Here is a 20,907-nt window from a genome sequence, read left to right on the forward strand (position 1 = left end):
ATGAGTAATGAAAATGAGAATCATTATTAACGGGAGGAATATTGTGAGTTATTTTAAATTTAGAGCATCAGCTTGTTTGTTCATCATTTCGTTAATGCTGGTATTGAGTGCATGCGCTACAAGTGGGGGTGGGACTGTAACAGAAAGCGGTCAATCGACTGCTTCCAAGACCACATCAATTGGAGATGAGGCTGCCACACGTACATATGAAAGTGATAAAGGTACAATTACTCTTCCTGAGCATCCCCAGCGTGTCGTAGTAGCAGTCGGTGATTATGTAGGTGATGTGCTAGCACTTGGTATTACACCTGTAGGGGCTCCAGATACCGTATTTAATGCTCCATATTATAAAAAATACTTGAATGGTGTTGAAAATATCGGTGACAGCTCCGCATTGTCCCTTGAAAAGGTAATCACCCTAAAGCCGGATCTGATCATTACCTATGATGAGAAAGCATATGAAAATCTGAAAAAAATAGCGCCTACAGTGTTTATCCCATATGGTAAATATCAATATAAGGATCGTCTGATGGAGCTGGGCAAAGTGTTAAACAAGGAGCAGGAAGCGAAGAATTGCCTGGCTGATTTTGCAACCAAGATTGCTGAGAAGAAACAGGCTTTGTCTGACGTCATTGATTCGGGTAAAAAAATCGCTATTTTTGAGATTACAGGAAAAGAATTATATCTATATGGAAAATCTTATGGACGTGGAGGAGCCATACTTTATGATGAGCTGGGACTTCATGCTCCTGAGAAGGTAGAAAAGGCAGCGTTCGAGAAGGGGTGGGCCAGCATTTCAATAGAGGCTTTACCGGAGATGCTGGGCGATGCCGATTTTTTAATGTTGGGTATCCGAGGCGACGGAGCAGACCAAGGAAAAGATATTTTATCTAAAAGTGTGTGGAAGAACCTTTCTGCCGTTAAATCAGGTAAAGTATATCAATACTCAATCGACGATTTTTATTTTCAAGATCCGATTGCTCTGACTTATCAATTAGAACTCATATCTGATTTTTTGGTTTCCAAGAAGTAACAATATGATCCTGCAGCTCGATAGGCTAGCATTTAGATGTATGTAGGAGCTAGGGGAAGGTGACTACCTTCCCTTTTTCTGTTATTCTAAGGGAGGATACGCTGGGGATTCTGGGCTTTTTGGTATAATTTTTTTTGTTAAAAAAATAAAATTAGTGTCAGACGTCTATCCTGCAACAATTTGCAAAATGGATACGTCTGTAATATTGCAGGGAGAGGGGGATCCTTTGTGGTAGAGCAGGGACTCATTCGAGCCGCTCAATCGGGCGATCGCGACGCTCTCATTACCCTATTAAGAGAGATAGAACAGCATGTGTACCGTACGGCATATTACATTCTAAACAATGAGCAGGACGCCATGGATGCTTCACAAGAAGCCCTCATACGGATCTATTCCAAAATTAACTCTTATGAGGAAAAAGCGCAGTTTAAAACTTGGGTCCAACGCATTGTAACGAATATATGCATCGACAAATTCAGAAGAACGAAACCCTCGGTTTCCATTGACGAGCACGACATGATATTCAACGATCCCCAAAACGTGGAGGTCGAGGTGTTGACCTCTTACATGGCACAGGATGTTCGTGAGGCTATACAACAGCTTCCGGAGCACCACCGGACGGTAATTGTCTTAAGATATTTGCAGGATTTCTCCTATAACGAGATTGCAGATTCTCTGGATTTGCCGCTAAATACGGTCAAGTCATACTTATATCGTGCAAGACAGCAATTGCAAGGGCTACTTCAGGAATATCAGAAAGGTGGTGTATCAGGATGAAGTGTGGGGAAGAGGTGATGGATTGGATGCAGCGTTATGTGGATCATGAGCTGGGCGAAGAAGAGACGTCCCAATTAATGAACCATATTGCGACTTGCCCGGACTGTGCGGAAAAATTTCTTATTCTTCAGACACTCTCTCGCGAGCTGGAGGAATTGCCTGCGGTTTCCCCGGCGTTCAGCCTGGTGGATTCCATCATGCCTCAGCTTGATGCCATTGACCGCGCACGTGAAGAGCAGGGAAGTGCGCTTCAGGAAATGCAGCCTGTGGCTGTAGAGCCTGGACCAGTGCCTAGACAGCGTACCCAGCCTACACCTTGGTGGAATCGAATGGCTGGGCGCGCTGCTATGGGCGTGGCTGCCGCTGCTGTTGTACTGGGGATTGTAGTATTTAACTTCGAGCCTAAAACAGTGCAGGATGCGGAAGGCATACTTACAACCCAGTCGCCCGAAGTGACGAATCCGCAGAATCAGACGGAAATTCCTCCAGATACATCCAATGGCAGTGGAGGCCGTGATGCAGCCATTGGTTCGGATTCTACACAGCAGCCGTCAGAGCAGGGGCAAGGAACGGATGCATCTCAGCTACCTGCGGATAAAGATCCTGACCTGAGCAAAGGTGCAACCAATGCAGACGATGAAAAGAACTCTTCCAAACGGGATGCTGGGAAACGTGACGATCAGCGAGCTGGGGAGGAAGATTCGACGAAATCTGCACCAGCTGAACGTTCTTCTCGTCAGGAGGAAGGGCAGGGACAGCTACGTACGGATCGTCAGATGACAAAGGAAAATCCGTCTGCTGGAGATGCTCCTAAATCTGAGGACAAACAGTTAAGTCAGGAAAAATCTGATCAACCCACGATTGCTCCTGATGAACAGTTAGAACCGAAAATGGAAAAAGCGCCCCTAGCGGGTACGGGTACGGCTCAGGACGGTAATAACGATAGCACGAGTACGAATGATTCATCTTCGTCGCTTAGTCAGGAATTGAAGGTGCAGGAGCGGATTGCGTCAAACGAAACGTCGAAAGACACGACTTCCAAAAGCATCACTAAGGATTCGGGGAATGCCTTGGGAACGGATAGCAGCAATGCAGCTTCTAATGATCAGCAATCATCCGTGTCACAAGACCCGGTTCGTAAAGAAGGCTTTGTATCTAATTCACTGGTCTCTCCAGACAACGATAATGCTTCCAGCTATAGTGCCCAATCCGCATCTACAGATCAGCTCAACTCGCCTGATGGTAGCTATGCGGTGGCTATTGAGGGCAAAAAGCTGAAAGTGTATAAGCTTTCCGATAACGGTGTAGACCGAACAACCCTGGAAGTCCGTACTTTAAAAGGTGCCTGGGTCAAAGGCAGCTGGTCAGAAGACAGCCAGACCTTTATGTATGAGACGGAGCAGGATGGGACAGCAAGTAAATATACGTACACCGTCCCGCGCAGCACTGGAAAATAGTTTCCGTAAGTTGACACACTTTTAAAAATAGAGAATAAACTATATGAACCGACGTCGTATCCCGACGGCCGAAAGTTTCTAGAGCTTTCTGCTGCCGTGTTGATATAGATGGTGGTGAAGGGATCCTGCCTATAGGCAGGGTCCTTTCGTTTGTATCATGACTTGCCTTCCGTTCGGATGTCGGGTACGATCAGTGGGTGGGGGGAACGGAAAATGGATGTAAAAACAGCCTCTAAGGCTATTCGCAAAGGCGACATTTCGCCAGTGTATTTGCTATACGGCAGTGAAAAATATCAAATGAAGCAGTTTGTTGAAATGCTTAAAGAGAAAGTGGTGGAAGAGGAGCATCGTGACTTCGCCATCATTCCTTATGATTTAACCGAAACGCCCATTGAGGTGGTCGTGGAGGAGGCGGAAACAGCGCCTTTTCTGGTACCAAAGAAGCTGATTATTGTACGGGATACCAGTGTATTTGCAGCAGGCAAAGATAGCGGTAAGATAGAGCACCGGCTTGAGACGCTGTTGACTTATATGGATAACCCGACTGACTATAGCGTCATCGTTTTTACGGTTCAGGCTGAAAAGTTGGATGAACGGAAAAAGATTGTCAAAAAACTGAAAAGTGATGCTTCGGTTATTGCTTTTGCTCCAATGGGTGGAGATGATCTTGTGGCTTGGATTCATAAGCGTGCAGGAGAAAGAGAAGTACAATTGGCTGCAGGAGCTGCTGAAAGCCTCATTCAATTCACAGGTACCGGGCTGCAATCCTTGGCTGCTGAGATAGACAAGCTCTGCTTGTACGCAGGAGCACAGGGAACCATCTCATCTGCTGATATAGAATCCCTGGTGCCTCGTAACACAGAGCAAAACGTATTTGCGATGGTTGAGGATCTGGCTAATTTGCGGCTGGATAAGGCACTCAGTATTTTCTATGAGTTGCTTAAGCAAAAAGAGGAACCGATCAAGATTGCCGCTTTGATCACGCGCCAGTTCCGTATTATGTTGCAGGTCAAAGAGCTGGCAGGTCAAAGCTATTCCCAGCAACAAATTGCGAGTCAGCTTAGTTTGCATCCTTATGGGGTGAAAGTCGCAGGAGACCAAGCGCGGAGGTTTCGCCCTGAGCAGCTGCGTCAGCTTCTCTACGAATTGGGCGAGCTGGATTATCATATGAAAACAGGTGTCGTTGATAAGGTACTGGGACTGGAATTATTTTTGATGAAAATGGGTGCGGGGGCTTCAATCTAATTCCCTCCATGTGCTGTTATAGAGTCAGCTAATGTATCGTGAAAAGCTGACTCTATAAATTAATAAAAGTTATAAACTAAAAAAACCTGATCAGCCAAGGCTGGTCAGGTTTTTTTCATTAACGTATGAAAGTAGCTCTTGCTTACGCTTGAGCTGTAAGAGCGTTAAGTTTTTTCGCCAAGCGGGATTTCTTGCGAGCAGCTGCATTTTTGTGGATCAGACCTTTAGTTACAGCCTTGTCCAGCTTTTGGGAAGCTACTTTGAAAGCAGCAGCAGCAGTTTCAGCTTCGTTACCTACCAACGCTGTATCGGCAGCTTTTACTGCTGTACGAAGCGCAGATTTTTGGGAAGCGTTCAACGCACGGCGTTTGTCGCTAGTTTTAACGCGTTTGATAGCGGATTTGATGTTTGGCATTACATTCACCTCCTGTAAAGGCATTACTTATGAACACAAACGTTTCACAACTTAAAATATTTTAGCATGCCACACCTCAAATTGCAATAAGAAAACATTCTGAGGCGATGCGAATTACAGGATGAAAATGGATGTGCATAAACCTGTTGGGTGTCTCGCACACTATAGTCAAAGATGGTATCCAAGGAGGCTTAAAAGATGGATCTGGATTTGCAGAAGTATGCGGTACGCACGGATTTGGCATTAGAGGCAAGAGAACTGGCCGAACGGGATCAGCCTGTACCTCTGGCGGGCATAAGTGAGAACGTGGAGGAAGATAACGGAATCAAAATCACACGGCTGGATGTACTGAATGAAGAAGGAGCCAACCGTATTGGGCGGGTACAAGGACATTACGTCACGCTAGAAGTACCCGGCTTGCGTGAAGGCGACACGGGGCTCCAACAACGTGTCGCTATTGCATTTGCAAAAGAAATGGAGCATTTTATACAAAAAATAGGAATCTCTAATACGGCAAAGGTACTGGTGGTAGGTCTGGGCAACTGGAACGTCACTCCCGATTCGCTGGGTCCGCTTGTCGTTGAAAATTTAATGGTGACTCGTCAATTTTTTGAACTGACACCTGATCAAATCAACCCGGGCTATCGAGATGTGAGCGCAATTGCACCGGGCGTCCTGGGTATTACGGGGATCGAGTCCAGTGAAATTGTTCAAGGCATCGTGGATCGCACAAAGCCAGAACTGATTATTGCCATTGACGCTCTGGCGTCACGTTCACTGGAGCGTGTCAACACGACCATTCAGGTGGCCGATATCGGGATACATCCAGGTTCAGGTATTGGCAACAAGCGGCGCGGTATCACCAAGGATATTATGGGCGTTCCGTGTATCGCTATCGGCGTACCAACGGTATGCTACGCTTCGACCATTGTCAATAACGTAATTGAACTGATGAAAACACATTTTACCAAAGAAAAGGCTTCTACAAAAGCAATCCTGGGGATGTTGGACGATATTTCAGAACCTGAGAGACTTGGGCTGGTGAGAGAGGTACTGCAACCGCTGGGACATGATCTGATCGTGACTCCTAAAGAGATCGATGAATTTATTGAAGATATCGCGAACATCATTGCTACTGGATTGAACGCTGCTCTGCACGAAGCTGTTGATCCTGGCAATGTCGCCGCCTATACGCATTAATCAAGGGTTGGTAAAATCGTATTTCATACACAAAAGTCTCTATTTAACAGGATTCTAATCTCTTTCAAAAAGGGAGGTGATATACCTGTAGTAGAGATTTTTTGTGTTCTAGCAATTGTTCTCCGTTCATAGAGTTGAAGTATAAGAGATTTCCGTAGCAGATAGGAACCCTATGTTCCTAAATAAAGCGGGTTTCGACGGGACGAAGGAGGACAAGGCTCACATGAAAAAAATTCAGACCTGGAACGTCGGAAGATGGAGAAGAAAAGGTATCGAAATTTTGGCGATGGGACACACGCTTGTGCTGCTGATCATGGGCTCGGCGCTTTTATTTGTCGTTTTGGGGCTAGGGGGATTGGCAGAAAATCGTCTACAAACCTCTCCTGTTTCTTCCATGAAAGGATTGGCAGGATCGGTGTCCAGCGGTTTTTTCGCGGATATGCTAGGTATGGAAGTACCTCATTTGGCACAAAAGAAGCAGCAATCTTCGTTGTCGGGTGAACAATGGTCGCCTTTTGTTTTTCAGATGCTTACAGGTATTAATCCGCAGGATCCCAAAAGTCTCATTTCTCGTGAGATTCCTGGCATGTCTGCAGGAGCACCTGTCTTGCTGCGCAAGGGTTCGGGGAACACCAAGGTAGAGGGTCCTACGGACTATCAGCCTGATCAGGGGACGACGGATGCCCCTGGTGGCTCAGATACATCTGAGAATCCACCGACTACTACGCCGGATATTCCGACAACACCGGAAACAGACCCGGTACGTGAGGATCATCCAGGTGATACAGCCAAAGGGGACAAGCGTATATTAATCTACCATTCTCATCCCAGAGAAGCATATAACCCACTACTCAGCAAAACCAGTTCCAATCCTAATTCAGGTTCTAAATCAGCTAATGTGTCAAGGGTAGGGGACTTTGTAAAGAAGAGACTGGAAAAGCAAGGGATATCCACACTGCATGTAAACAAGGATTATGCCACTACAGTTCAAAATTACAATTGGAACTACTCCTATAAATATTCACGCGAAACAGTCAAGGAAGCTTTAGCTGGAAATAAAGGTTTAACTTATCTGCTTGATATCCATCGAGATTCACAACGTCACGGAAAAACAACAGCAACCATTAATGGGCTTTCATATGCCAAGGTGTATTTTATTATCGGGCATGACAACAAAAATTGGCGCGAGAATGAAGCTTTTGCTGCTCGTATTCATGAAAAGCTGGAAAAATCGTATCACGGCGTATCACGTGGTGTATGGGGGAAAGATGGTGGCAAAGGCAATAACGGTGAGTACAATCAAAGCTTGTCTTCCCACAGTATTTTGATCGAAATCGGGGGTATTGACAACACCGAGGAGGAGTTAAAACGTACCTCGGACGTTTTGGCAGACATGATCGGTGAAGTGTATTGGGAAGATCAGAAAGCTCAGAAAGCGGGCACTAACGTATCGGATACAAAAAAGAGCAACAGCGGCAATTAAATGAGGTATCGGTAAGGGGGAAAGGTAATGTCTGGACATTTTCGTAAGAAAGCACTTGGATTTGTACTGCTCATGGGGGCAGGTATTCTACTCGGTATGCAACTGGCAGGATCTGGCCTGCGTTCAGTGTATGGACCGGAATGGAACGGGGATACGATTCAATCGGTAAATCAACAGAAAGTCGGATATGAACAGACGGTTATTGAGGATACACCCGCAGCTAACACTCGTGAATATAGCGGTATGTATAGCACAAGTGGAAATGTTAATGTTGAGCCGACAACGGGAGTGGGTATGAATGAAGCTAGTGGAAGGGAAGAAAATGAGGAAGAGACGGAGCGCGGGGCATCCAGGTGGTATTCGACGACTGCGCAGCATGTCAATACTCAGGGCCTGGAGACACCGCGTAAACTGCTAGCCGTCAAGGAACAGCAAGCCTCGGTGGATACCATGGCGGACAAAACAGCTGGGTTGCTTCAAAACCTGTCGAGACAGGGCATTCGATGGGTCGTATCTGTATTTGATGGAGTAACAGAATAGAAATATTGCTGACCCCCCTTACAACTGCTATAATAAGCTGATTGACACTAGGCATTGTGTGGGGGTAAGGCATGACTGACATTTTGGCAAGACAACGTAAAATTCGGAACTTTAGTATCATTGCACATATAGACCATGGTAAATCCACGCTGGCTGACCGGATTTTAGAATATACCGGTGCACTCACTTCTCGTGAAATGCAGGAACAAGTGCTTGACCAGATGGAGTTGGAACGGGAGCGCGGAATTACGATCAAGCTCCAGGCAGTGCGACTCACTTATAAGGCCGATGACGGCGAAGAGTACATTTTGAATTTGATTGATACACCGGGACACGTCGATTTTACGTATGAGGTATCCCGTAGTTTGGCAGCCTGTGAAGGTGCTTTGCTGGTAGTAGACGCCGCGCAGGGAATCGAGGCACAGACGTTGGCTAACGTATATTTGGCGTTGGATAACAATCTGGAGATTTTGCCGGTGCTTAACAAGATTGATTTGCCAAGTGCTGATCCTGAACGGGTAAAACAGGAAATCGAGGATGTTATCGGCTTGGATACAAGCGAGACCGTACATGCTTCAGCCAAAGCTGGAATCGGTATCAAGGAAATTTTGGAGCAGGTGGTCAGAAGTGTACCTGCTCCGCAAGGTAATCCGGATAATCCGCTCAAGGCACTCATTTTCGATTCGCACTATGATCCTTATAAAGGCGTTATCGTATATGTTCGCGTCGTGGATGGTAGTATTCGAGCCGGTTCGAAAATTAAAATGATGGCGACTGACAAAACGTTTGAGGTTATTGAAGTTGGTGCTTTTATGCCGCGTATGAACATTGTGGACGAGCTGAATATCGGTGATGTTGGCTTTATCGTTGCCGGAATTAAGCATGTAGGCGATACGCGTGTCGGGGATACCGTGACAGATGCAAAAAATCCAACATTAGAACCGATGCCAGGTTATCGCAAAATAAATCCGATGGTTTATTGCGGTCTGTATCCAATTGAAACATCGGAGTATAACGATCTGCGTGAGGCGCTTGAAAAGCTACAGTTGAACGATGCTTCGCTCAGTTTTGAGCCGGAAACATCAAGCGCGTTGGGTTTTGGCTTCCGTTGCGGATTCCTTGGTCTGCTTCATATGGACGTCATCCAGGAGCGGATTGAACGTGAATTTAACATTCCGCTGATTACAACAGCACCAAGCGTTATTTACCGCATAAAGTTGACGAATGGGGAAACGATCCAGATCGACAACCCATCGAATTATCCGGAAATCGGACGGATTGAACATGTGGAAGAGCCCTATGTAAAAGCAGGTATTATCGTCCCTAATGATTACGTAGGTACGGTGATGGAGCTTTGTCAAACCAAGCGTGGAGAATACGTAAATATGGAATACCTGGATACGACACGGGTAACCATTACGTATCAAATTCCGCTGTCTGAAATCGTATATGATTTCTTCGATCAGCTTAAATCAAGTACCAAAGGCTATGCTTCCTTTGATTATGAGATTTCAGGCTATCGCCAGTCCAACCTGGTGAAAATGGATATTTTGTTGAATGGCGAGCAGGTCGATGCGCTGTCGTTTATCGTGCATAGAGATCGGGCTTATCATCGCGGACGTATTATCTGTGAGAAACTGCGCGAGCTCATCCCGCGTCAAATGTTCGAGGTGCCGATCCAGGCATCTGTGGGAACAAAGGTTGTGGCGCGTGAAACCGTTAAGGCGATGCGTAAAAACGTCTTGGCCAAATGCTACGGCGGCGATATTTCTCGTAAACGGAAGTTGCTCGAAAAGCAAAAAGAGGGCAAGAAGCGTATGAAGCAGGTCGGTAACGTAGAAGTACCACAGGAAGCATTTATGGCGGTACTGAAAATAGATGAGTAAAGCTGCTTGAAGTATTCGTCCATTCTTTCATGGGGCATTTGCCGTGCATGGAGAATGGACGTTATTTATTTGAGCAAGCTATCCAGAGATGGAGTGTTTGTTATCTCAGTTGCAAAAATAGTATATCAACAGCATCTTTAGCGTATTTCTAAAGATGCTTTACTCTTACTGCAACACCTACACCACAAAAAAATGACCGATGGTGGTAGGCAGCAGCGGAGTGGATAGAATCGTTCTGAAGAAGCGTTAGCGTTCGCCTTTATCCCCGGATTTTACCCTATTAAGTTTATTTAGAAAGAAAAAATCCGGGGGTAACAGCGATCGGAAGAATGATCCATCCACGGAGCGTTCTCCCCCTCTTCGCCATTTTTTCAATCACCACACTCTGAATTGACAAGGAGGATCGGTATGACCGCATCCATACAAAAACATGAACATTCATCCGCGCCTCAAGCGGTTTACCTGCATATACCTTTTTGCACGAATAAATGCTTTTACTGTGATTTCAACTCTTATGTGCTCAAGGATCAACCTGTTATGGAATATCTGTATGCACTGGAACGAGAAATGGAACATACAGTCAAGCTTCACCCGCCAGGAGAGATTAAAACCATTTTTGTTGGGGGTGGAACACCAACAACCCTAAACCCGAAGGAAATGGAATATTTTCTGAAGAGTGTCCGAACCTATTTCCCTCATTGGGCGGAAGATATTGAGTTTTCCATGGAAGCCAATCCAGGCACCACTGATTTTGAAAAACTCTCTGTGATGAAAGAAGGCGGCGTCAATCGACTGAGCTTTGGTGTACAGGCTTTTCAGAATGAGCTACTCACAGGCATAGGTCGTATTCACAGTACAGATGACGTATATCGTAGTTTGGAAAACGCCCGTAAGGTCGGCTTGGACAACCTGTCGATTGACCTGATGTTTGGTTTGCCGAATCAAACGGTGGACATGCTGCATGAAAGCGTGAGTAGAGCACTAGAGCTGGAGCTTCCTCATTACTCTATCTACAGCTTGAAGGTTGAAGAAAACACGCTCTTCCACACGCTGTATCAGAAAAATCAGCTACCGCTTCCACACGAGGATGATGAATTGGAAATGTATTTACTTCTCATGCGTCGCATGAAAGAAGCGGGGTATGAGCAGTATGAGATTAGCAATTTCGCAAAACCAGGTTTGGGGAGCAAGCACAACATGACCTATTGGCGAAATGAAGACTATTACGGTCTCGGCGCAGGGGCACATGGATATGTTGGCAGAGAGCGTCATATGAACATTAAGGGTATTAACCCTTATGTGGAGGCTAGTCGTAATGGGCTGCCACGTCTGGATAGCTTTGAGGTACCGGCGGCGGAAGCCATGGAGGATTTTCTTATGGTCGGTTTGAGAATGCTAGAGGGCGTTTCTAAGTCCCGCTTTGAAGCTCAATTCGGTCAGGCGTTGGAGGATACATTTACTGCTCCTCTCGGAAAAATGCTCAATGCCGGGTTAATCGAATCAATTGAGGACGGTTATCGTTTGAGTGAACGCGGCATTTTATTCGGAAATGATGTATTTGCAGAGTTCATCGGTTCTATCACGGTAAATTCATAAGTCGTAGGCTTCAGTACAGTACGTTTCAACTTTATAAGCTGGGACGATCATTTTATAACACCATTCTGTCACAGCAGGGTAAATGGAGTATTGCGATTCTATGCGTTATGTTGTATATTTATTCATTATATGCGGCAAGCGGCAGGAGGAGAGCAAGATGGCTTCAGTGTGTAAAGATATATTGTGCAGAAGTGCGGTTCCTGAAGATGTGGAGCCTTTATATCAAATGATTAGCGGCTATGCAGAGCGGGGGATTATGCTGCCACGTTCGAGGGAAGTGCTTACGCGCCAACTGGAGCTGTTTATTGTTGCAGAGGTGGACGGCGAAGTTGTTGGTTGTGGTTCTTTATGCAAATTGGGCGCTGATCTGGTAGAGATTCGCTCCCTTGGCATCTCTGAAGGACACAAAGGTATGGGTATTGGCTCCAAGCTCGTGGAGGGCCTTATTATAGAAGCACGGCGGCAACGTATTCCTAAAATTATGGCATTGACCTACGAGGTCTCCTTTTTTATAAAAAACGGTTTTGATGTAGTAAGCAAAGAGATTTTCCCTGAAAAGGTATGGACCGACTGCATTCACTGTAGTAAACAAAACAATTGTGATGAAATCGCAGTGTTGAAAGTACTGAACTGACCTGTCAATAATGAGGTCAGTTCTTTTTTCCTCAGGACCTAATCATGCGTATATTATACAGCCTACATTGTTTAATCCTGATTCATTTCTCATATGTTTTGAGCAACCACCAAATGAATTGATGATGAGGCTCTCAGTTCGGAAGGTATTCCATTCAGGCTTCTTATGGGATGGTCCTTATGATAATCAGTATCATTATAAAAGTATGCAGTGCCGTCTAATGGAACTCGGTGTTTATATTTATACAAGGCGACAACATATCTTTCAGACGCTCCGCTTCTGCTTGGACTATATGTATATCCTTCCCAATCGGCTAGTGTTAAATCATCGTAATGTTGTATTGCCGATATACTGTATTTTATTTGCTTGGGAATACTTGGACTGGATTCTTGAGGGTAAAACAAAATGGTATTCCATATGCTTAAAAGTATTGTAGGAACCAAGATTAAGGCACAACACAGGGGGCTAAATTTACGAATTAAATGGATGATTGAAATAATAAGGGCTGTATTCAGGATGAATACCAATGGCAAAGCAACTATTCTTCCTAGTCCTGTATACGGAAACAACTCAATTAAAATCTGAAACATACAAATTGTAGGTAAAAGTGCGATCGATGCGTATAAAAGATTGCGGCGATTAGTTCTCAAATTTAATTCCTCCTCAAGGACAAAGAAGCTATAATGGTATGGAGACATAGTCTCGAATTTTTCTATTTTCTGTGTCACTATACATAAATACGGTTTTTATACGCTGTATATTGAGATTTTTCGTGAAAAAGTGTAAACGTTGTGGATTCATTCCAGTAAACTAAACTGTTGTGATAAATCTTGTTTATTGAAAATACTGAACTGACTTGACAATGATCAGGTCGGTTTGGTATTTTTGTATTAACGGTTAGCACTCATCGCGAACGAGTGCTAATGATTCCATTAACAATCATGCTATTATGGATAAACAACAAGGGGGGATTCGCTTGTTAACCGAACGTCAGAGACTCATTCTGAATGCGATTATTGATGACTACATTCGTTCGGCTGAGCCAGTGGGTTCCCGCAGCATATCCAAAAGGCAGGATGTCGGATTCAGCCCGGCCACAATCCGTAATGAAATGTCGGATTTGGAGGAACAGGGCTATCTGGAGCAACCCCATACTTCTGCGGGACGCATCCCGTCTCATAAAGGCTATCGTTATTATGTGGACCATCTGGTGCCACTGAATACACTGAAGCCTATGGAAATGCGGGAACTGAAAGCCTTTTACGCCGAAAAGCTGAATGTAATGGAGCAAGTGATCCAGCATGCGTCAGGCATTTTGTCCCATATGACCAATTATACTTCCATCCTGCTTGGGCCGGAGGTTTTTCATACTTCATTGCGTCATTTTCAGCTGCTGCCGCTCAACGAAACGACGGCTGTGGCGATAATCGTGACCAATACCGGTCAGGTGGAGAATAAAACGGTAGATATTCCACCGGGAATTTCAATTTCCGAGATGGAGAAGGTTGTGAATTTACTGAACAGCAAGCTGGTCGGTGTGCCGATTTATCAGCTTAAATCACGCCTTTACACCGCACTTGGTCAGGAGATGGAAAAGCATGTGTCTCATTTTGAGGACGCTATGAAGGTGCTGGATAAAGCACTGGATAATGAATCGGATCAGCGCTTGTATTTGAGCGGTGCGACGAACATGCTCAATCAACCTGAATTTAAAGATGTAGAAAAGGTTAAACATATTCTCGATCTGCTGGAGGAAACACCAACGCTACTTAAACTAATGACACCTGTTGCCGGAGCACCTGAAATTCAAGTCCGCATCGGCACTGAAAATGATCATGAGGCGTTTGCCAATTGCAGCCTAATTACTGCTACGTATGCAGTAGACGGAGAAGCGTTGGGTACTATAGGCATACTGGGTCCGACACGGATGGAATATGCGAGAGTTATTAATATTTTGGGTATCCTGTCTAAGGATTTGACCGCAATGCTAACGCAGCGGTTTAAATAGAACAAGACCGCATAGGTTGCGGTACTACATGTTCCGCGCCGGGATACGGTTTGTATCCTGCGTGGGTGCATTGTTGCGTGTTTTTGTAAAGGTAGTTATGACTTGAAGGAGGTGAAACATTTTGAAGGAAGAACAAGCGTTCCAAGAAGAAAAACAACAAAATGTAAGCACAGAGGAAGCCGCCGAAACGAGCCAGCAGGAAGAGCCGGTTAATGAAGCGGCAGCACTGGAAGACCAAGAAAGCGAAACAGAGCTGAATAAGCTTCGCGCTCAGGCGGAAGAGCATCAGCAACGGTTTTTACGCGCTCAGGCGGATTTTGATAATTTTCGCCGTCGTACGCTGAAAGAAAAAGAAGATCTTGCCAAATATGCATCTATGAAGCTGGTTACCGAGTTGGTGCCTGTTTTGGATAACTTCGAGCGTGCGCTGGCAACAGCACCGCAAGGAGCGGAGTCTGAGTCATTCAGCAAAGGCGTGGAAATGATTTTCCGCCAGTTTGAGAGTGTGCTTCAGGCAGAGGGAGTAACGGCCATGAATTCAGTGGGACAACCGTTTAATCCTGATTTCCATCAGGCTATTATGCAGGTAGAGAGCGAAGAGCATGAGGAAGGCATCGTTGTTGAAGAGGTACAAAAAGGATACATGCTGAAGGACAAGGTGCTTCGTCCAGCGATGGTAAAAGTGAGCATGTAGCTTTTTCAATATACATTAGAAATACATCATTTTGATTCAACCATTCTGGCCTGCGGGCCTCGTATATACAGAAGGAGGAATTGTCCGATGAGCAAAGTAATCGGTATTGACTTAGGTACAACCAACTCTTGTGTGGCTGTTATGGAGGGCGGCGAAGCGGTCGTTATTCCAAATCCGGAAGGCGCACGCACAACCCCTTCCGTTGTTGGTTTCAAAAAAGATGGAGAACGTACTGTAGGGGAAACGGCAAAACGCCAAGCAATTACGAACCCAGATCGTACAATCATGTCCATCAAGCGTCACATGGGTACAAATCATAAAGAAAGCATTGACGGCAAGGAATATTCCGCACAGGAAATTTCCGCTATGATTTTGCAAAAGCTGAAATCCGATGCTGAAGCTTACCTGGGACAAACGGTTTCTCAAGCTGTTATCACTGTTCCAGCTTACTTCAACGACGGTCAACGTCAAGCAACCAAGGATGCAGGTAAAATTGCCGGTCTGGAAGTTCTGCGGATTGTCAATGAGCCAACAGCAGCTGCATTGGCATACGGTATGGAAAAATCCGAAGACCAAACGATCCTCGTGTATGACCTGGGTGGTGGTACATTCGACGTATCCATTCTGGAACTGGGCGACGGTTTCTTCGAAGTTAAAGCAACAAGCGGCGATAACAAGCTGGGTGGCGATGACTTTGACCAAGTGATTATTGATTACCTCGTAAATGAGTTCAAAAAAGATCAAGGCATTGACCTAAGCAAAGATAAAGCTGCTGTACAACGTCTGAAAGATGCAGCGGAAAAAGCGAAAAAAGAACTGTCTGGCGTACTGACAACGACGATTTCTTTGCCGTTTATCACAGTAGCTGATGGCGTTCCACAGCATTTGGAGTTGAACCTGACTCGTGCGAAATTTGAAGAATTGTCTGAAGGTCTGGTAGAACGTACTTTGGGACCTACTCGTCAAGCGATGAAAGATGCAGGCATGAGTGCCAGCGACATCGACAAAATCGTTCTGGTCGGTGGTTCCACACGTATTCCGGCTGTACAAGAAGCAATCAAAAAGCTGACAGGTAAAGAGCCTCACAAAGGCGTAAACCCTGATGAAGTGGTAGCTTTGGGCGCGGCAGTTCAAGCGGGTGTACTGACTGGTGATGTCAAAGACGTCGTTCTCCTTGACGTAACTCCACTGTCCCTCGGTATTGAAACCGCAGGTGGCGTATTTACTAAAATGATTGATCGTAACACGACGATCCCTACGAGCAAATCGCAGGTGTTCTCGACGTATGCCGACAATCAGCCTAGCGTAGAAATTCACGTGTTGCAAGGTGAACGTGAAATGGCAGCAGGCAACAAAACGTTGGGTCGTTTCCAATTAGGAGATATCCCTCCAGCACCACGTGGTGTACCACAAATCGAAGTTACCTTTGATCTGGATGCGAACGGTATCGTGAACGTATCCGCTACAGATAAAGGCACAGGTAAAAGCCAAAAAATTACGATCACATCTTCGAGCGGCTTGAGCGATGAGGAAGTAGAACGTATGATGAAGGATGCCGAGTTGCATGCGGAAGAAGATAAAAAACGCAAAGATTTGGTAGAAGCGAAAAACGCTGCGGATCAACTGATCTACTCTGTAGACAAAACGATTAAAGATCTGGGCGAAAAAGCGGATGCAGGCGAAGTCGAAAAAGCAAATGCAGCTAAAGAAAATCTGCAAAAAACGCTGGAAACCGACAACCTGGAAGACATCAAAAAAGCTACTGAAGAACTGACTGAAATCGTTCAGCAATTGTCTGTGAAGCTGTATGAGCAAGCTGCTCAAGAAGCACAGGCTCAACAAGCTCAAGATGGCGCAGCAGACAGCAAAGGCCGCGACAATGTGGTTGACGCGGACTATGAAGTTGTTGACGAAGACCAGAAGAAAGACTAAGTTACGGATCGGGTAGTGGTAGCTTTACGGTACACCGATGCATTATGATATACTGAATAGTAATTGCAGCGTAGCTGCCTTGATAAATAACAATTAGCCGAAGGGTAACAGTTATTTCCAAGATAAATAAGCATATTACGGGTTGTACTGCCTTGAAATGATGGGAAGGTCAAAGCCGGGTCATCCCGTGCCTTTGGCTTTCCTTTTATATGTAGTGCAGACACGTTGTAGGCATGGGGGTGGAACATTGGCTGATAAGCGTGATTATTATGAGGTGCTGGGCGTCGCGAAGGGCGCTTCGGATGAAGAAGTCAAAAAGGCTTACCGTAAGCTTGCGCGTCAGTATCATCCGGACGTGAACAAGGCTGCGGACGCGGAAACTAAATTTAAAGAAGTGAAAGAAGCTTACGATGTTCTCAGCGATGGTCAGAAGCGGGCAAGATACGACCAGTATGGTCATGTAGACCCGAACCAGGGCATGGGAGGCGGCTTTGGTGGTGGTGCCGACTTCGGTGGCGGGTTTGGCGATATTTTTGATATGTTCTTTGGTGGCGGCGGCAACGGTCGACGCGATCCGAATGCACCGCAGCGTGGGAACGATCTTCAATATACGATGACAATTGAGTTCAAGGAAGCGGTGTTCGGTAAAGAAACCGATATTCATATTGAACGTACGGAAACATGTGATACGTGTCACGGTACGGGAGCCAAAGCGGGTACACAACCACAAACCTGCTCCGTCTGCCACGGTAGCGGACAGGAAGAAGTGGTGCAGAATACACCGTTTGGTCGTATGGTTAATCGACGCGCCTGCTCCAATTGCGGCGGTTCCGGTAAAATCATTAAAGAAAAATGTACGACTTGTAGCGGTTCGGGTCGGGTACGCAAGCAACGTAAAATTCATATCCGTATTCCAGCGGGTGTGGATGACGGCGCACAAATGCGTATTAACGGTGAAGGCGAAGGCGGTGTCAACGGAGGGCCGGCAGGTGACTTGTACGTCGTGTTCCGTGTGAAATCGCACGACTTCTTTGAGCGTGAGGGAGACGATATCTACTGTGAAATTCCGCTGACGTTCTCACAGGCAGCATTGGGAGATGAAGTCGAGATCCCAACGTTGACCGAGAAAGTGAAGCTGAAAGTTCCAGCAGGTACACAAACAGGTACTTACTTCCGTCTTAAAGGAAAAGGTGTGCCAAAACTACGCGGCGTAGGTCAGGGTGACCAGCATATTAAGGTCGTTGTGGTAACGCCTAGTAAACTGAGTGAGGAACAAAAGGATTTGCTGCGTCAGTTCTCTTCGCTTAGCGGAGAGCAGACACATGAGAATGAGCAGTCTTTTTTTGACCGTGTGAAGCGCGCCTTCCGAGGCGACTAAGCCCAATTAGGAATCGCGGAGCTTCAACCATGAATCAAAGGAAACTATTCCGCAATTGCGGGATAGTTTCCTTTTTTTATATTCACGTAAACACATACATAACCATTTTTGTATAGGCATGTTGAACTGTTGAGACTTAATATCAAGTAGAAAGGGGTGAGTTCCATCGGAAATGTACAGCTCAAGCTGCGTCGGGGTAAACCGCTATTAAAGCTCAGAGGCCTAATTACACTGCTAGTATGTCTAGTTATGGCACTTGTGCTTCTGCCTGTAACCCTGTTATTTGCTGAGAGAGTGGAGCATGAAACTGAGAAGGGACTAGAAGAAAAGGCAATGTCCATCGCGCGTACACTCGCCCATACGCCGCTTATTGTCGAGCAATTGCAAGGGACGGGTTCGTCTCCTTCCATGCAGGAGTATGTGAAGAGGGTTTCAGCAGCAAATCACATCCAGTTTATCGTGGCAATGGATATGAAGGGAATTCGTAAAACGCACCCGGATGCTAGGATGATCGGCAAAGCCTTTGTCGGCGGAGACGAGTCTACTGCACTTCATGGACATGAGAGCGTATCCGTTGCGAAGGGAACATTGGGCTTGTCCATGCGAGCCTTTTCCCCCGTGTTCGGTTTAACGGGGAAGCAGGTAGGGGCGATTGTTGTGGGTATATCCATGCAAGATGTACAGATGGCTCAGGAAGGCAACAACCGCCTTATTGCGATAGCCATTGGCACTGGAATGTTGATTGGCACTGGAGGTGCGGTTGTGCTGGCTCGTAAAATCAAAAATATGCTAGTCGGTCTCGAACCGCCGGAAATCGCACGCTTGCTGGAGGAACGCAGCGCTATGTTGCAATCTATCAAGGAAGGAGTTATTGCGGTAGATGAATTCGGTTGCGTCATGCTGATGAATGCAGAAGCGATACGTCTGCTTAGACAAGCGGGGATTGAAGATTTCTCATTCTCCGGACAGGAGATTACCGTTTATCTATCCGCTTTTCGATTGCAAGAGGTCTTGGAAGCGAGTACTCCACAAATGGATGAGGAAATGGAGCTGGGTGGAATAACTTTGCTGACCACCAGTGTTCCGATACGGGTCAAGGGGGAAATTGTGGGGGCAATTGTAACCTTTCGGGATAAAACGGAGATGAACCAGCTTGCGGAACGTTTGACAGGAGTGTCCCTGTACACAGAAGCACTACGTGCGCAGGCTCATGAATTTATGAACAAGCTGCATGTCATTATGGGGATGGTACACTTACGAATGTATGATAAACTGGAGCATTACATTATGGATGCCGTCGAGCATCATCAAGTGGAGATTGGCTCCATCACCCGGCAGATCAGGGACCCAGTTATGGCAGGGTTTGTGTTGGGGAAATTAAGCCGGGCCAGAGAAGTAGGGGCGAATTTTGAACTGACTCCAGGTAGTTACTTGCCCGAATCCAGTCAAACTCAAACGACGCATGAACTGATTACTATTCTTGGCAATCTGTTTGATAATGCGGTGGAGGCGATGGAATCTTTGGAGCACAAGCGGATTACCCTTTCACTTTATTATGAGGAAAGTCAGAAGAACGGTTATCTGACCTGTATCATGTGCGATAATGGTCCGGGTATACCGGAAGGGCTTGTAAAGGCTATATTTGAAAAAGGTTTTTCGACCAAGGGAGAGTCACGAGGAATGGGCCTTTATCTGGTGACGCAAAGCGTGAAGAGATTACAGGGAAGTATAAAGTTGATCCCAGCCGAGCAAGGGTGCTGTTTTCAGATTACGATTCCATACATTATAGCGGGGAATGATGAACATGATTAATGTCCTGATTGTAGAAGATGATCCGATGGTTGCGGAATTTAACCGCAAATATATGGAGCAGGTGGAAGGTTTTCGATGTGGGGGCTGGGCTTCTTCTGTAGAAGAGGCGAAGAAATATATAGCTGAGCAGGCCATTGATCTGATACTGCTAGATGTGTATATGCAGGAAAGCAATGGCCTCGATTTACTGTCATTCATACGGGAGACAGGTGTAAATATAGATGTCATTGTCATCTCGGCTGCAAGTGACATGAACAGTGTCAAAAAAGCGATGAACTTCGGCGCGGTGGATTACTTGATTAAGCCGTTCCACTTTAACCGTTTTTTGGAGGCCCTCACGGGGTACCGAGAGCACATTAGCATCGTGCGTGAGCACAGTCTACTTTCTCAGGAGGAACTGGACCGACTGATTTATCATAAAAGCTTGACTAAAGACTTGGCACGGTTGCCCAAAGGCATAACTAAATCCACGCTGGCTATGATATGGAATTGTATCCAGCGGCATAATAAGGTACTATTTTCCACTGAGGATATTGCGGAGAGCGCAGGGATATCCAGGGTGTCTATGCGCAAGTACCTGGCTTTTATGACAGAGATTGAGGCTCTTTCCATGGAAACCATATACGGTACCATAGGACGCCCTGTTTACCAATACCGAATATTGCCACAGGCAGAAGGCATCATGAACAGTTTTATTTAAATCTTCTTTCTGATTACTTTAATTACAAAAGTGAATGATTAGTTATAAAACCAAATAAAGCGTTTTCCAAGGTGTAGAATGGAAACATGATCATCATTCTTCACTTTATGGAGGGAG

General features: G+C 45.8%; 18 protein-coding genes. 16 read left to right on the plus strand and 2 right to left on the minus strand.

Features of this window, described 5'->3' with window-relative positions; all coding sequences use genetic code 11:
• Positions 1-43 precede the first annotated feature (43 nt).
• From ACL9RM_RS11005 to holA, 4 genes are all read left to right on the plus strand, one after another.
• Positions 44-1,033 carry an iron-hydroxamate ABC transporter substrate-binding protein gene (locus ACL9RM_RS11005; RefSeq protein ID WP_061830380.1) on the plus strand — a complete coding sequence of 330 codons (990 nt, stop codon included), beginning with the start codon at positions 44-46 and terminating at the stop codon, positions 1,031-1,033.
• A gap of 228 nt (positions 1,034-1,261) precedes the next feature.
• Positions 1,262-1,810 carry an RNA polymerase sigma factor gene (locus ACL9RM_RS11010; RefSeq protein WP_013311184.1) on the plus strand — a complete coding sequence of 183 codons (549 nt, stop codon included), beginning with the start codon at positions 1,262-1,264 and terminating at the stop codon, positions 1,808-1,810.
• Complete coding sequence (locus ACL9RM_RS11015; protein WP_250260889.1) at positions 1,807-3,267, plus strand: zf-HC2 domain-containing protein; 1,461 nt, start codon at positions 1,807-1,809, stop codon at positions 3,265-3,267. The genes ACL9RM_RS11010 and ACL9RM_RS11015 overlap by 4 nt, the downstream gene beginning before the upstream one ends.
• 213 nt (positions 3,268-3,480) lie before the next feature.
• Positions 3,481-4,512, plus strand: coding sequence for a DNA polymerase III subunit delta (gene holA / locus ACL9RM_RS11020; RefSeq protein ID WP_029515366.1), 1,032 nt, complete (start codon positions 3,481-3,483; stop codon positions 4,510-4,512).
• A gap of 142 nt (positions 4,513-4,654) precedes the next feature.
• On the opposite strand, the gene rpsT is transcribed toward holA, so the two are convergent.
• Positions 4,655-4,927: a 30S ribosomal protein S20 gene (gene rpsT / locus ACL9RM_RS11025; RefSeq protein ID WP_013311181.1), complete on the minus strand. Its 273-nt coding sequence runs from the start codon at positions 4,925-4,927 to the stop codon at positions 4,655-4,657.
• Between the two features lie 198 nt (positions 4,928-5,125).
• Here rpsT and gpr point away from each other — a divergent pair, with 198 nt between their 5' ends.
• The 6 genes from gpr (at position 5,126) to ACL9RM_RS11055 (ending at position 12,266) form a co-directional block, all read left to right on the plus strand.
• On the plus strand, positions 5,126-6,127 hold the full coding sequence (gpr, locus tag ACL9RM_RS11030) for a GPR endopeptidase (protein ID WP_039272306.1): 1,002 nt from the start codon (positions 5,126-5,128) through the stop codon (positions 6,125-6,127).
• 223 nt (positions 6,128-6,350) lie between these two features.
• The gene (locus tag ACL9RM_RS11035; protein ID WP_069290028.1) at positions 6,351-7,610 is read left to right on the plus strand and encodes a stage II sporulation protein P; all 1,260 of its coding nucleotides are present in this window, start codon (positions 6,351-6,353) and stop codon (positions 7,608-7,610) included.
• Between the two features lie 27 nt (positions 7,611-7,637).
• Entirely contained in the window at positions 7,638-8,150 is a 513-nt protein-coding gene (locus ACL9RM_RS11040; RefSeq protein WP_250260890.1) for a hypothetical protein, read from the plus strand.
• A 71-nt stretch (positions 8,151-8,221) separates the two neighbouring features.
• Positions 8,222-10,036 carry a translation elongation factor 4 gene (gene lepA / locus ACL9RM_RS11045; protein WP_029515362.1) on the plus strand — a complete coding sequence of 605 codons (1,815 nt, stop codon included), beginning with the start codon at positions 8,222-8,224 and terminating at the stop codon, positions 10,034-10,036.
• Between the two features lie 408 nt (positions 10,037-10,444).
• The gene (gene hemW, locus ACL9RM_RS11050; protein WP_039272303.1) at positions 10,445-11,632 is read left to right on the plus strand and encodes a radical SAM family heme chaperone HemW; all 1,188 of its coding nucleotides are present in this window, start codon (positions 10,445-10,447) and stop codon (positions 11,630-11,632) included.
• Positions 11,633-11,789: 157 nt separating this feature from the next.
• Positions 11,790-12,266: an N-acetyltransferase gene (locus ACL9RM_RS11055; protein WP_250260891.1), complete on the plus strand. Its 477-nt coding sequence runs from the start codon at positions 11,790-11,792 to the stop codon at positions 12,264-12,266.
• An 89-nt stretch (positions 12,267-12,355) separates the two neighbouring features.
• On the opposite strand, the gene ACL9RM_RS11060 is transcribed toward ACL9RM_RS11055, so the two are convergent.
• A complete protein-coding gene (locus tag ACL9RM_RS11060) occupies positions 12,356-12,916 on the minus strand; it encodes a hypothetical protein (protein WP_250260892.1) in 561 nt (186 codons plus the stop codon).
• 326 nt (positions 12,917-13,242) lie between these two features.
• Between ACL9RM_RS11060 and hrcA the strand changes: the two genes are divergently transcribed.
• From hrcA to dcuR, 6 genes are all read left to right on the plus strand, one after another.
• Positions 13,243-14,274, plus strand: a complete 1,032-nt coding sequence (gene hrcA / locus ACL9RM_RS11065) for a heat-inducible transcriptional repressor HrcA (protein ID WP_013372178.1) — start codon at positions 13,243-13,245, stop codon at positions 14,272-14,274.
• A 121-nt stretch (positions 14,275-14,395) separates the two neighbouring features.
• Complete coding sequence (grpE, locus tag ACL9RM_RS11070; RefSeq protein ID WP_250260893.1) at positions 14,396-14,968, plus strand: nucleotide exchange factor GrpE; 573 nt, start codon at positions 14,396-14,398, stop codon at positions 14,966-14,968.
• A gap of 87 nt (positions 14,969-15,055) precedes the next feature.
• The gene (gene dnaK, locus ACL9RM_RS11075) at positions 15,056-16,900 is read left to right on the plus strand and encodes a molecular chaperone DnaK (RefSeq protein ID WP_013311171.1); all 1,845 of its coding nucleotides are present in this window, start codon (positions 15,056-15,058) and stop codon (positions 16,898-16,900) included.
• 247 nt (positions 16,901-17,147) lie between these two features.
• Positions 17,148-18,278, plus strand: a complete 1,131-nt coding sequence (gene dnaJ / locus ACL9RM_RS11080) for a molecular chaperone DnaJ (RefSeq protein WP_023989511.1) — start codon at positions 17,148-17,150, stop codon at positions 18,276-18,278.
• Between the two features lie 156 nt (positions 18,279-18,434).
• Positions 18,435-20,090, plus strand: a complete 1,656-nt coding sequence (gene dcuS, locus ACL9RM_RS11085) for a DcuS/MalK family sensor histidine kinase (RefSeq protein WP_250260894.1) — start codon at positions 18,435-18,437, stop codon at positions 20,088-20,090.
• Entirely contained in the window at positions 20,083-20,790 is a 708-nt protein-coding gene (gene dcuR / locus ACL9RM_RS11090) for a two-component system response regulator DcuR (RefSeq protein WP_069290023.1), read from the plus strand. The genes dcuS and dcuR overlap by 8 nt, the downstream gene beginning before the upstream one ends.
• Positions 20,791-20,907: the final 117 nt, after the last annotated feature.

It is taken from the genome of Paenibacillus sp. S29 (assembly GCF_049319765.1).
Classification (GTDB): domain Bacteria; phylum Bacillota; class Bacilli; order Paenibacillales; family Paenibacillaceae; genus Paenibacillus; species Paenibacillus polymyxa_B.

Excerpts from the sequence above, each read along its gene's own strand:
- ACL9RM_RS11015 (WP_250260889.1), top strand. The coding sequence starts at position 1,807 with ATGAAGTGTGGGGAAGAGGTGATGGATTGGATGCAGCGTTATGTGGAT.
- holA (WP_029515366.1), top strand. The coding sequence starts at position 3,481 with ATGGATGTAAAAACAGCCTCTAAGGCTATTCGCAAAGGCGACATTTCG.
- rpsT (WP_013311181.1), bottom strand. The coding sequence starts at position 4,927 with ATGCCAAACATCAAATCCGCTATCAAACGCGTTAAAACTAGCGACAAA.
- gpr (WP_039272306.1), top strand. The coding sequence starts at position 5,126 with ATGGATCTGGATTTGCAGAAGTATGCGGTACGCACGGATTTGGCATTA.
- ACL9RM_RS11035 (WP_069290028.1), top strand. The coding sequence starts at position 6,351 with ATGAAAAAAATTCAGACCTGGAACGTCGGAAGATGGAGAAGAAAAGGT.
- ACL9RM_RS11040 (WP_250260890.1), top strand. The coding sequence starts at position 7,638 with ATGTCTGGACATTTTCGTAAGAAAGCACTTGGATTTGTACTGCTCATG.
- lepA (WP_029515362.1), top strand. The coding sequence starts at position 8,222 with ATGACTGACATTTTGGCAAGACAACGTAAAATTCGGAACTTTAGTATC.
- hemW (WP_039272303.1), top strand. The coding sequence starts at position 10,445 with ATGACCGCATCCATACAAAAACATGAACATTCATCCGCGCCTCAAGCG.
- ACL9RM_RS11055 (WP_250260891.1), top strand. The coding sequence starts at position 11,790 with ATGGCTTCAGTGTGTAAAGATATATTGTGCAGAAGTGCGGTTCCTGAA.
- dnaK (WP_013311171.1), top strand. The coding sequence starts at position 15,056 with ATGAGCAAAGTAATCGGTATTGACTTAGGTACAACCAACTCTTGTGTG.
- dcuR (WP_069290023.1), top strand. The coding sequence starts at position 20,083 with ATGATTAATGTCCTGATTGTAGAAGATGATCCGATGGTTGCGGAATTT.